Below are 13653 nucleotides of genomic sequence, written 5' to 3'. Positions count from 1 at the left end.
GAGTAAGACTACATTTTTATTTTAACACCTATTACAAATATTATCAATTATTACTTATACATTGAAAATCACTTTAACTTTGTATACAATTAATTGGGACAAACATATAAAATATGAGAAATAGATTAACTAAAGACTAGAAAGGATATTGATTATGGAAAATTTGATTTTATCAATTAATGTAGTTTTACCCTTGTTTCTTACCATGGCTTTAGGATATGTATTAAAGCGATTGAAAATGTTTGATGACAATACTCTAAAGGTTATGAATAGTATTACCTTTAAGATTTTTTTACCTCTATTGTTATTTTATAATATATATAAAACAGATTTAAAAGGAGCTGTAAACCCGAAACTTATTTGTTTTGCACTTACAAGCGTTACCCTTACCTTCATAGTATTATGCATTCTCATTCCTATTCTTGAAAAAGATAATAAAAAACGTGGTGTTTTGATACAAGGTATATTTCGTAGTAACTTTGTAATATTTGGTCTACCTGTAGCATGTTCCCTATTTACTCAGGATAAAATTGGTGTTATAGCTATACTAATAGCTACTGTTGTACCTGTTTTTAATATGTTAGCAGTAATCTCCCTAGAGATTTTTAGATGTGGGAAGTTAGATATTAAAAATACTTTGAAAGGAATTATCACTAACCCTTTAATTATAACATCAGTAATTGGACTATCATTTCTTTTTTGGGAAATAAAACTTCCAACAGCTATTGAAAAATCTATAAGTGATATATCAAGAATTGCTACCCCTCTTTCCCTTATTTTACTTGGAGGTTCCTTTGCTTTCAATGATGTAAAAACTCATTTAAGACAAACTGTAATAGCTGTAGTCGGCAGACTTGTTATAATTCCTGGTATTCTTATGCCAATAAGTATATGGATAGGTTTTAGAGATATAGAACTTTTAGCTTTAATGCTTATTTTTGCATCTCCTACTGCTATTTCTTCCTTTACTATGGCTCAAAAAATGGATGGTGATAGTGATTTAGCTGCACAAATAGTAGTATTCACTTCGGCTCTCTGTACACTTACAGTATTCCTGTGGATATTTGCATTAAAACAGTTTAGTTTGATTTAGATTATAGCTTAAATATATAGTTGAACTATCTAAAAATAATCAACCAAGGTTTAAATATAACCCTTACATTATGTAATTAAACTTTATTAACAAAAGAACTGCATGAAAATAGAAGTATTGATTTCTATCTTCATGCAGTTCTTTCACTTCTTATTATATTTTAATGATGGTCACATCCATCATGATTACATGTATGATTCATAGCAAACTCTGATAACTCACCACTTTTAAGCTTCTCTAAATTTGTACTTATAGTTCCTTCTGCCGCTCTATATACCTTTATTCCTTGGGAATTTAGCTTAACTATAGCTCCTTGACCAATACCACCTACAACCACAGCATCTACTACTTCTCCTGATAATGCTTTCATTGGTTGACACATACCATGTTGATGACCTAAGTCACCATTTCCTATAGTTTTAACCTCATTAGTTTCTAAATTACATACTACAAACATTGGAGCTGTTCCAAAATGTCCATATGGTACACTCTCCATACCTTCATTAGATTTAACTGGAAAACAAACCTTCATTACTCTTCCTCCTTCAATCTCTCTTTACAGCATTTCTTTACCACCTTACAATTTTTTTCACATTGTAAAGCATGAAAGCTCTCTAACCTTATATTAAACTTATCATCTATTAGGCATACATCATCAGTAATTAATACATTAATAAATTCTGTAGCTTTTTCTAAAACTTTCTTATTTAAATCATAGATTACATGATATCCTCTTTTGTAACCTACAATTAAATCTACTTCCTTAAGAATTTTAATGTGTTGTGATACTGCAGCTTCAGAAATTTGTAAATGCTTAGCTATTGCCTTTGCACAAAAATTCTTTTTAGATAATAATATTAGTATTTTTATTCTTGTTTCATCACCAATAGCTTTAAACACTTTTACACTTTCTATCATATATACTCCTTTTATAATATAATTTAATTAAGTATTAGCTTAATTAAATTATATTACTCTTAAGTAATTATATCAACTACAAATTAAAATAATCTATACATTAATTAGAGTTATTTTCCTTTTGTCCCTCTATATGCTCCAATACCACCTCTAACATTAATCACATTAAAACCTTCTTTATTCAATCTCCTACAAGCAAGTGAACTTCTCGAACCTGTTTCACACATGAGATAATATTCATTTTCTTTTTTAAGATATCTATCTGGATTGTTTAAAAGATTTCCCATTGGAATATTTCTAGCTGTTTTTAAACTTCCATTTCTATATTCATATATTTCTCTAATATCAATTAAATTAATCTTACCTAACAAACTATCTATATTATTAATATTTATTACTTTCCCATTATCTCTTTTTAAAAAGTTAAACATTATAATACCTCCCTATATATAGTAATATAAAATATAATTTTTATCATAAATATATTTTACTATTTTTAATATTATATTTATGTGAGTTAATCACTTATTGTTTATTATTAATGGTCACATGGATTTCTCAATCACTAATTTTAGATTTAACTAATTTTCATATAAAATGTAATAAAAAAATAAGAACTATAAAACTGAAAGTTTATAGCCCTTATTTTTAACAGCCTAATTTTATATAATAGAGTTTCTTCTTCTTCCTATCTCTTTAAATCCAATCTTCTTGCATAAGTTAATAGCCATTTCATTAAAAGAAACTCCTTCTCACATGCCTTCGAATGAGTAAATTCCACTGACCAAATATAAAATTTGGAGTGATGTTGCTAAAGCAACCTTTCGCTTCACTCTCGAAGAAACTCCTTCTCATATTCATTCGAATGAGTAAGTTCCACTGACCAAATATAAAATTTGGAGTGATGTTGCTAAAGCAACCTTTCGCTTCACTCTCGAAGAAACTCCTTCTCACATGCCTTCGAATGAGTAAGTTCCACTGACCAAATATAAAATTTGGAGTGTCACTTATATTTCGTATATTTCTCCGTATTTTTTATTTAAGTACTCTAAGAAATATTTAGGATTTAATTCTTCTCCTGTTACTTTTACAATAAGCTCTGATGGAGTATAAAGAGAACCAAATTGATGTATGTTTTCTCTTAACCAATCTTTTATTACTGTGAAATTACCATTCTTAACTTCTTCGTCATAGGTAGGTATATCTTGTCTCATTTTATTTAAAAATTGAGCTCCATATACATTACCAAGAGCATAACTTGGGAAATATCCAATTAACCCTGCACCCCAATGAGTATCTTGAAGAATTCCTTCTGAATCATTTTTAGGCTCTACACCTAAATAATCCTTGTATTTTTCATTCCAAGCAGCTGGTAACTCCTCTACTGTAATTTCATTATTCATAAAAGCTCTTTCCAATTCATATCTAATTATAATATGAATACTATAAGTTAATTCATCTGCTTCTGTTCTAATTAAAGAAGGCTCTACTTTATTTATCGCTTTATAAAAATCTTCTAAATTAACTCCTTCAAATTGAGGGAATCTCTTTTGAGCCTCTGGATAAAAATAAGCCCAAAATTCCTTACTTCTTCCTAGAATATTTTCATAGTATCTAGATTGTGATTCATGTACCCCCATAGAAGTTCCACCTGAAACACCTGTATATTCTAAATCATCTGATGAGTTTTGCTCATAAATACCATGTCCACCTTCATGAATATTGCTAAAGAAAGCACTTCTAAAATCATGTTCATCATAATTAGTCGTTATTCTAACATCTTTATTTCCAAAGTTAGTTGTAAATGGGTGAACAGTAGTATCTAATCTTCCTGCTTCAAAATCATATCCTAATTTTTCTAAAACAAATTTACCAAATTCATCTTGATCTTTGGTAGGAAATTGCTTTTTAAAGAAGGACTCGTCTATACTTACCTTAGAGGCTTTAATCTTCTCTAAAAGCTCCACTATACCATTTCTAAGCTCTTTAAATACTTTATCTACCCTATCTACAGTCAATCCTCTTTCATAATCATCTAAGCACTTATTATATATATTTCCTTCATATCCTATATATCCAGCAAATTCCTTATTAAACTCTATTATCTTTGCTAGATATGGCTTAAAGCCTTCATAATCATTGTTTGCCTTAGCTTGTTTCCAAAATGCTTCTGATGTTGAACATAACATTTGATACTCTTTATTTTTTTCAGGTGGTATCTTTATAAGCTCATCATAGTTTCTTTTTAAGTTTTCTATAATCTTTTTATCCTTAAAAGATAACTTGTCCATTTTATCTGAGAAGTACTCTATCCATTCCCCTATTCTTGGAGAAGTCATAAGTTTTATGCATTCTGAATATAGATACCCCACTACCTCAATTCTTCCATCTATAGCTTTTGAGGGTATTCCTGTTTGCATATCCCAATGTATTAAGCTCTGCGCATGAATTAAGTAAGTTACATTCTTAATATGCTCCCTTACTTCACTTAATTTTTCTTTAATAATCTCCATTATCCTCACTCCTTATACCTTGTACTACATATATTTCTTTGTACTAATTATATCTTTAATTTCAATATAATTCCATAGATATTTATTAAATTTATATTTACTAATATCACTTATTCAACTTATAAACAAAGTTTAATCTCATTAATTTCCTTCTAAAATTATTTATAATCTAATAATAATTTTGTCACACAGATGTCACAATTTACCCTTATTATAAATATCAACAGGAGATAATAAATATTTCGTAAGTAATTCCCCAAGATTATATAAGAGATAATTAATTTCCTAATATTTAAAGTAAATAAATTAACCCCTGAAATAAGTAATCCACTTTAAATATTACTTTTAAGCAATATTTAAAGTGGAAACCCTTAGTATTAAGTAAAATGTCAAACACTTCATAAATAATCCCCCCTGATTGTAAGTGAAGATAGAGGTTAATATGAAAATAAGAAAATTCTGTGCAAATCGCAGGATTTTCTTATTTACATTGATTTTGTAAATTTTCTTGATTATAATGAATATAATGTAAAGCAATAGTTTTAATTTATAACTCATTACTTTACGTTTCTAATTAATCTTGTTAAGAATAAGATTAATTCATATATAATATGTGAAATTAAAACATATACTAAATTAAACATTGAAAGGAGAATAAATTATGAAAAAAGGTATGAAGGTTTTCCTTCCTATAATAATTATTGTGATTATTATTGCTGTATTTTTAGCTGGAAATTACAATAATCTTGTAACTCTTAAACAAGGAGTTAGCGCAGCGGAATCAAATATTGATACTCAGCTTCAAAGAAGATCAGATTTAATCCCTAACCTAGTTAATACAGTAAAAGGATATGCAACTCAAGAAAAGGAAATATTTACGGAAATAGCTGATGCTAGAGCTAAACTTGCAGGAGCTACAAATATCTCTGATCAAGCAGCTGCAGATACTGAACTATCTAACGCTCTTTCTAGATTGTTAGTAGTGGTTGAAAATTATCCTGATTTAAAATCTAATCAAAATTTCTTAGATTTATCAGTGCAATTAGAAGGAACAGAAAATAGAATTGCCATTGCTAGACAAGATTATAACACTGTAGTAACACAGTATAATACTAAAATCTTAAGATTTCCTGCCAATATAGTAGCTTCATTATTTGGATTTGACGAGAAACCATTTTATAAAGCAAGTGCAGGTGCTGCAGAAGTCCCTTCTGTAGACTTTTCTAAATAAAGATGAAGAGTACAATTAAATTTTTAAAGCACTGTCTTTCTTTACTTGTTGTTATACTACTTCTCTCTTCTTTTAGTGCATTGGCAGAAGATACTTACCCTAGTCCAACTAAATATAAATATTTAAATGACTATGTTGGCATTGTAGATAGTGAAGATACTAATAAAATTATCTCCTTAGGTAAAGAACTTGAAGATAAAACAGGTGCTCAAGCTGTTGTTGTTGTAATAAATACACTAAATAATACTCCAATTGAAGATTATAGCAATAGTCTCTTTAGAACCTGGGGAATAGGTGAAAAAGGCAAAGACAATGGTCTTTTAATTCTTGTAGCCATAGATGATAGGCAATGGAGAGTAGAGGTAGGACGAGGTCTTGAAGGTGCTATACCTGATGCACTTTCAAGTAGAGTTATGACTTCCATTGCAAAACCAAGTTTTAAAGATGGAAATTATAGTGAAGGAATTCTAAATAGTTATAGTGTTTTATGTGATTATGCTAGTGAAGAATATGGTGTCACCTTAGATAAGTCTTTGAATGTAACAATGCCTAGTGAAGAAGATTATGAGGATAATGGTGGTTTTAACATATTTATATTTATAGCTATCATCATCTTTGTATTTATAGATTCCATCTTCAATAGGGGTAGATTACTACGAATGTTATTTTGGACTAGTAGAGGTGGAAGAGGTCCTAGAGGTGGCGGTGGCTTCGGCGGCGGTGGTTCTTCCGGTGGCGGTGGCTTTGGCGGCTTCGGTGGCGGTTCTTCTGGTGGCGGTGGATCATCTGGTAGTTGGTAGTTATAAAAAAAGAGAACAAATTCATTGAAAAATGAATTTGCTCTCTTTTTTATTAAAATTATCATTTAATTTAAGTTACTAAGGTAATAACCTTTGTAAATACTAGCACAGCAAGTAGTACTCCTACTGCTACTCTGTATATAGCAAATACTCTCATAGGCTTTTTCTTTAAGAAAGTAACGAATTTGTCCATAACTATTATTGATACAACAAAAGCAACAATAAACCCAATTATTAATGCAGCCCATAAGGTTGGAGTCATAATAGAATAGTTAAATTCAAATAAATCTTTAGCTGATGATCCTACCATTGCAGGTACTGCTAAGAAAAATGAGAATTCTGCTGCTACTGGAGTTGAGAGCCCAGCAACCCAACCTCCCATTATGGTAGATGCACTTCTTGACATTCCTGGCCATACAGCAAGAACTTGGAATATCCCTACCTTTAATGCTTGCATAGGTGTTATATCATCTATATTTTTAACAGCTTTGTTTTTTCTCTTTCTAAAGAAGTTTTCCACTATAAGCAATAAGAATCCTCCTACTAATAATCCAACAATTACTGATTGAAGATTGAATAAGCTTTTAATTTGCTTATAAAAAATAACTCCTACTATGCCCATTGGAATACATCCAATCAATACATTAATTCCAAATTTAAATCCAGTTTGACCCTTCTTACCCAATGTGAATATGCATTTAAAAAATTCTATTACACTATCCTTAATCTTATTCCAATATAATACTACTACTGCAAGTATAGCCCCTAGTTGAATAACTACCTGAAACATATCAGCAAACTCACCACGGAAGTTAATAGCATTACCAACTAATATCATATGTCCCGTAGATGAAACTGGAATAAACTCTGTTAATCCTTCTACTATTGCAATAATTATTGCTTTTAATATAACTATGAAATCTAAACCCACTAATTTTCACTCCTTGCTACTTGTACCAATTTTGACATACATATAGTTTACCTTACATGTATAAATAGAACAAGAGGATAACCTTACATATATCTTTCAATGATGTAAGGTTATCCTCTCTAATACCTATAACCCTTGTATTTACATAGGTCTTGTAATTTTAAACTTTATGTTAATTAAATGTTATGTATATTAAATTTCAACTTCTTTATCATATTCTTTAAACTTTATCCATCCTCTTTTAGATATGTATTTTAAATAAGTTACTAATCTATATAGTTCTCCATCTACATTTTCTTTATAAGTTTCTGCCATAAGTTTTGCAATATCATAAACGGTTCTATTTCCATCTATATACTTCCATACTGTAGAACATCTCTCATCTAGTTCTAATTTAGTTTCAGGAGTTCTTTTAACCATCCAGGCTAGAAATTTTTTAACTGGATCAGTAACTTTTATATGTATAATAACTTTACCATCTTTTTCTTCCCAATTTTCTTGTTTAATTTCAGGTACATAAAGGGCAAAATTATGCTTTGTATCTTGAGCTTGTTTTTGTATTTCTTCTTGTGTTTTCTTATTCTTCATGCAAAATTCCTCCTAACTTATTTATAACTATTAAATGTAAGATATTCTTTAATTCAAATTATTATACTTTATTATGTACTTTAAGTTATTATAATATTAAAATCGCTTGTCCACAGATAGACTTTACCTGTGGCAAAGCGATTTTAAATTATCATATAATCTACTATTTAATAGTTACAACTATTTAACAGCTTTGTCTTTTTTACAAGAGAACATGTAAATCCATAATCCTAGTAATAAGAACATTACACAAGCAAATAGATTGCTTTGAGTTATTCCTGGTAAGAAATTCTTACCAAATGCTATAGGTACTTGAGCTGCTGCTAGACCAGCTACTACTATACCCATTAATGCATCTCCAGCAACTAATCCTGAAGCAAGAAGAGTTCCTTTTTCAACAACCTCTCCTCTTCTATCTTGATCCTTAGCGAACTTTCTTTCAACGATTTCTCTGATTACTCCACCAACTAAGATAGCAGCATTTAAAGTTATTGGAAGATATATACCAAGAGCAACTGGTAATACTGCTATTCCAGCTAATTCACAGAATAATGCAATTGAAGCACCAATTATTATTAGTGTCCATGGTAATTGAGCTGTCATAATACCTTCAACTATCATTTTCATAAGTGTAGCTTGAGGTGCTGCTACAGCTGCAGAACCTATTCCATAAGCAATGTCTAGCATATTAATTACAAGTGCTGCAAAAACCCCTGCTACTGAAAGTGCAATAAACATTCCTAATTGAACTTTTTTAGGAGTACCACCTATAATAAATGTAGTTTTTAAACTTTGTGCTGCTCCACCAGCTACTGCTATAGCAACACAAACAACTCCTCCTATTAATACAGCTTTAGTCATATACTCTTGACTTACTCCACCAGTTAATTTAATTACAGTAGTTACAAATAACATTGTAGCTATAGTCATACCTGAAACTGGGTTGTTTGATGCTCCAATTATACCAACCATTCTAGCTGAAACAACGGCAAAGAAGAAGCTGAATAAAACTGCCATGATTCCACCTACAAATCCACCGTTAACCATTGGTAATAACCAAGTTAATGCGAATCCAAAAGCAGCTGCTAGAATAACCCAAGTAAGAGGCGCTTCTAAATCAATTCTACTTACTTTGTCATTTTTACCTGCACCTATTCCACCCATAGCTTGTTTAAAACTTGTGATAATAGTAGGAATAGACTTAGCAAGAGAAATAAATCCTCCCATTGCAACAGCTCCAGCACCTATATATTTAATATAGTTAGCCCAGATTTCGTTAGCACTCATTTCAGCTATAACTTTAGTAGCTGGGAATAAAGGTTCCGCTAGTCCAACTCCTAAGAATTTAATTAATGGTATAAGTGCAAACCAAGCTATAACAGAACCACCAAACATAAGTAATGATGCTCTAGTACCAACTATAAATCCAACACCAAGAAGTGATGCTAAAGTGTCAAATCCCATCATTGTACCTTGATAACTTTTAATAACATAAGTAGCTTGCTCTCCCCAAAGTGCAAATCCACCTGAGAAAAGTTTATATCCAGCTCCTACTCCAAGACCAGTCATAACTGTTTTGAAACCTTGTCCACCTTCACTGCCCGTTACAAGAACTTCAGCTGCAGCCATACCTTCTGGATAAACTAAATTTCCGTGTTCTTCCACGATTAAGTATCTTCTAAGTGGTGTAATGAAAAATACGCCCATAACTCCACCAATTATTGTAACAATAACAACAGTTAAAATACTTAATTTTAATCCCCATAAAATTAATGCAGGTAAAATAAATATAATTCCCCCGGCAATAGATTCTCCCATAGCAGCCAGAGATGCTACCATGTTAGCTTCTAGAATGTTATTTCTTCTAAACATTCCTTTTAATACTCCAGTTGCAATAATAGCACCAGGAATACCAGCTGATATTGTCATACCAACTTTCAGACCAAGATATGTGTTAGCCGCTGCAAAAACACATGCTAAAATAATACCTAAAATAATTGAATAACCTGTTGTTTCTGGCATTGCCATTGATGTTGGAATAAAAGGAACATATTCTTCACCTTTGCATCCACCATAAGCACTTTGAGATAATTTTCTTTTCTCTTGGTTCATAAACTTTTTCTCCTCCTTTGTAACTCTTTAACAAGGCACCCTAAAAAAGCCACTAATTACTATGTTTAAAAGTTTAATTTATCTACAAGCTATATCTTTATCTTTAATTAATACTATTGATAAAAATATAAACACATTAACTAGTACTCTTCAGGATGCCTAAATCAAATTGTTTATTTTTATATTAAATATCTAAAGTAAAATTTACCTTAGATATTTATTTAATATTTTCTAATAGTGCTATTATAAAGTTCCATACTCTTTCAACAGATGATATACTCATATGTTCATTTGGAGTGTGTACATCAAATAAGTTTGGTCCAAAACTTATCATATCCACATCTGGCATTTTTTCTTTTAAAAGTCCACACTCAAGTCCTGCGTGGATAGCATCTATTTTGGGTTCTTCACCAGTAACATTTTTATAAGTTTCTATACATAAATCTCTTATTGGTGAGTTTGGTTCATATTGCCATTCTGGATAATCTGAATCATTAACAACCTCGGCACCAATTAATTTTGCTACGACATCTATCCTATCTGTGATAGCATTTTTTAATGTTTTTACAGAGCTTCTCACAGCAGAAATAAATGTAACTTTTTCTTCACTAAATTCTATTACACCTAAGTTAAGGCTACTTTCTACTAACCCTTTAATGTCTTCACTCATAGTTTGAATTCCATTTGGAGCAACTATCAAATAAGAAACAATTTTTTCAGTTACTTCTTTAGTTAATTGTCTATCAACTTCAGCCTTATCAACTATTACAGTTACATCTGGATCTTGTATTCTTAATTCAGTTTTAAAAATTTCTAATGAGTTATTAGCTATTTCTCTAACTTTTTCTACATCTTTAGTAGCTACTGTAATTGTAGCTTCTGCTTCACGTGGAATTGCATTGTTTTTAGCTCCTCCACTTATATGAGAAATATTAAAATCTACCTCTTTTGATACGTCATTTAATAATCTTCCCATAAGTTTATTAGCGTTTCCTCTTTGTTTTATTATTTCCATACCAGAGTGTCCGCCTTTTAATCCTTTAACTTCTAGTTTCAAAGCCTCATTAGAAGCATCTTCCCATTGATTATTTATATTTACATAGTTAGTAACTCCACCAGCACAACTTACAAGGAATATTCCTTCTTCTTCTGAATCAATATTCAATAATATTTTTCCATCAAGCTTTTTAGGATCTACTGCTATTGCTCCATACATACCTGTTTCTTCACCAGTTGTAACAAATAATTCTATAGCAGGGTGTTTTAACTCTTTTGAATCTAAAATAGCTAATCCATAAGCTACTGCTATTCCATTATCTGCTCCTAGCGTTGTTCCATTGGCATAAAGATAGTCTCCATCGATTCTAAGCTCTAATGGATCCATTTCAAAATCATGTACCTTATCCTTATTCTTTTCACAAACCATGTCCATATGACCTTGGATTGTTACTACTGGTGCATTTTCATATCCTTGAGTTGCTGGTTTTTTAATGATTACGTTTAACTCATCATCTTGTATTACTACAAATCCTCTTTCTTTACCAAAGTTAGCCAAATAATCGCTGATAACCTTTTCATTGCCTGAACCATGAGGTATTTTAGTTAATTCTTCAAAATAGCCTAGAACCTTTTCTGGATTTAACCCTTTTAATATAGACATAAAAATCCCTCCATTTTTTGTATTTATTTTATAGTTAATATGTACTTTATATATATTTCAACATTTTATTATATTTTTCGACTTACAATTTTATATTAATTTTATACTTATAAATTTATAAAGTCAACATATATAAAATAATTATTTTTTGAAATATTACCTATAACCATTTAATAATTCATAAAAAACTTTTATATTTTATATAATTAAAAAAAGTATTTATAAAAATAGAATTATTTATTATTTCTTAAAAAATAATTCTATATAATACCTATGTTAATAGAAAGATTTTATACTCTCTTTTTATAACAACTTTTTCTAATCTCATAATTATTATATCTTTTATAAATTAATTTCATACATTTTAACCTAAGAAAAGCAATATACTATTTACATTTTAATAGTATATTGCTTTTTCTTTTATATTCTAATATTTTAATGTGTCGTTGTTCTATAATTGCTTAAATTAATGGCTTTAATGAATTATATTTATAAATAGTGTAATAATTGCGGAATTCACGAAATCTATGAATAAGCATCCTACAATTGGTACTACAAAATATGGGGTGGGTGCAAATCCAAACTTATTTGAGAGCGCATCCATATTAGCTACAGCATTAGGGGTAGCTCCCATTCCAAATCCACAGTTTGCAGATGCAAAAACCGCAGCTTCATAATCTCTACCCATAATTCTAAAGGTTATGAAATAAGCGAATACACCTATAAGAATCGTTTGTGCTATTAGCATAACAACCATAGGAACTGCTAAATCTAGAAGTTCCCATAACTTTAATCCCATAAGAGCCATAGATAAAAAGAAAGATAAGCTAATACCTCCAAGATTTTCAATTTCTTTTTCTACTAACTCAATATTTGTGGCATCACAAATATTTCTTATAATTGCAGCTACAAGCATGGCCCCAATATAAGATGGAAAAGTCAACCCAATTCCTTGAATAAAATTAGATATTATAGATCCTATTCCCATTGCTATAAAAATCCAAGATGCTCCTGACATTAATCTTTTATGACATAGTATATCTTGATTGTCTTCATTAAAATCTCCTAGTGGCATACAGGCATTATCATCATCCTCCTTCATAGGAGTATTAAGCTTATGGCGTATAATTAATGTTCTAGCAACCAATCCTCCAATTATACTTCCCATAACGAGACCAAAAGTCGCAGAAGCAAAAGATACAGTTGTAGCGCCTGCAATTCCCATCTCTTCTAAAATAGGTCCAAATGACCCCGCTGTACCATGTCCTCCTATCATAGGAATAGAGCCTGTACAAATTCCTAATAAGGGTTCTAAATTAAACAAGGTTGCTAAAGCAACTCCAACTGTATTTTGTAGAATTACTAAAAGTACTGATAAAATTAAGAATGTTACTACTTTTATACCACCTTTTTTTAATATTCTAATACTAGCCGTAAATCCAACACTAGTGAAAAACGCAGTCATAAAAATATTTTGTAGAGTTGTATCTAAATTAATTGATATAAGTCCTGTCAGTCTAAATATAAGCATGAGTATTGCAAAAATAAGCCCTCCTATAACTGGTGCTGGTATACAATACTTTTCTAATATGGATATTTTTTCTTTTAAATATTTTCCAAAATAAAAAACTATAGAAGCTAATGCCATTGTTTGAAATATGTCTAATGTCAATTCCATAAATTCATCTTTCCTCTCATCATATGTGTATCTTAGTGCATAAGCAGAGTTCTTAGCTTCTTCGAAGCTTACTAACAGAATTTCTAGTATCAATTTATTTGATACTTAGAATTCGTTGTCCTTTAGGGG

At 30.3% G+C, this 13653-nt stretch carries 10 protein-coding genes and 1 pseudogene; 3 read left to right on the top strand and 8 right to left on the bottom strand.

The features are described 5' to 3' along the window. Window positions 1-154 precede the first annotated feature (154 nt). Entirely contained in the window at window positions 155-1093 is a 939-nt protein-coding gene (locus B3630_RS13440; protein WP_346898984.1) for an AEC family transporter, read from the top strand. 160 nt (window positions 1094-1253) lie between these two features. Here B3630_RS13440 and B3630_RS17470 read toward each other — a convergent pair. The 3 genes and pseudogenes from B3630_RS17470 to B3630_RS13420 form a co-directional block, all read right to left on the bottom strand. Beyond that, window positions 1254-2011: pseudogene (locus B3630_RS17470) on the bottom strand (metalloregulator ArsR/SmtB family transcription factor). Window positions 2012-2121: 110 nt separating this feature from the next. Next, window positions 2122-2442 carry a rhodanese-like domain-containing protein gene (locus B3630_RS13425; protein WP_346898978.1) on the bottom strand — a complete coding sequence of 107 codons (321 nt, stop codon included), beginning with the start codon at window positions 2440-2442 and terminating at the stop codon, window positions 2122-2124. A 576-nt stretch (window positions 2443-3018) separates the two neighbouring features. Continuing rightward, on the bottom strand, window positions 3019-4524 hold the full coding sequence (locus B3630_RS13420; protein WP_346898976.1) for a carboxypeptidase M32: 1506 nt from the start codon (window positions 4522-4524) through the stop codon (window positions 3019-3021). 661 nt (window positions 4525-5185) lie between these two features. Here B3630_RS13420 and B3630_RS13415 point away from each other — a divergent pair. After that, window positions 5186-5755 (top strand): LemA family protein, encoded by a 570-nt coding sequence (locus tag B3630_RS13415; protein WP_346898974.1) that lies wholly within the window; start codon window positions 5186-5188, stop codon window positions 5753-5755. A 2-nt stretch (window positions 5756-5757) separates the two neighbouring features. Next, complete coding sequence (locus tag B3630_RS13410; protein ID WP_346898972.1) at window positions 5758-6555, top strand: TPM domain-containing protein; 798 nt, start codon at window positions 5758-5760, stop codon at window positions 6553-6555. 70 nt (window positions 6556-6625) lie between these two features. On the opposite strand, the gene B3630_RS13405 is transcribed toward B3630_RS13410, so the two are convergent. The 5 genes from B3630_RS13405 to gltS all read right to left on the bottom strand — a co-directional run bounded on the left by B3630_RS13405 (window position 6626) and on the right by gltS (window position 13524). Beyond that, window positions 6626-7486 carry an undecaprenyl-diphosphate phosphatase gene (locus tag B3630_RS13405; protein ID WP_346898970.1) on the bottom strand — a complete coding sequence of 287 codons (861 nt, stop codon included), beginning with the start codon at window positions 7484-7486 and terminating at the stop codon, window positions 6626-6628. 192 nt (window positions 7487-7678) lie between these two features. Beyond that, on the bottom strand, window positions 7679-8074 hold the full coding sequence (locus B3630_RS13400) for a PqqD family peptide modification chaperone (protein WP_346898968.1): 396 nt from the start codon (window positions 8072-8074) through the stop codon (window positions 7679-7681). 180 nt (window positions 8075-8254) lie between these two features. Beyond that, a complete protein-coding gene (locus B3630_RS13395; RefSeq protein ID WP_346898966.1) occupies window positions 8255-10186 on the bottom strand; it encodes an OPT family oligopeptide transporter in 1932 nt (643 codons plus the stop codon). Between the two features lie 217 nt (window positions 10187-10403). Continuing rightward, window positions 10404-11846 (bottom strand): aminoacyl-histidine dipeptidase, encoded by a 1443-nt coding sequence (locus tag B3630_RS13390; protein WP_346898964.1) that lies wholly within the window; start codon window positions 11844-11846, stop codon window positions 10404-10406. A gap of 475 nt (window positions 11847-12321) precedes the next feature. Then, window positions 12322-13524 carry a sodium/glutamate symporter gene (gene gltS, locus B3630_RS13385; protein WP_346899104.1) on the bottom strand — a complete coding sequence of 401 codons (1203 nt, stop codon included), beginning with the start codon at window positions 13522-13524 and terminating at the stop codon, window positions 12322-12324. Between the last annotated feature and the right edge of the window lie 129 nt (window positions 13525-13653).

The organism is Clostridium sp. UBA7503, from assembly GCF_002477055.1.
Lineage (GTDB): Bacteria > Bacillota > Clostridia > Clostridiales > Clostridiaceae > Clostridium_J > Clostridium_J sulfidigenes.
Note: the sequence above shows the minus strand (reverse complement) of the source record. Positions and strands in the feature narration are given on the sequence as shown.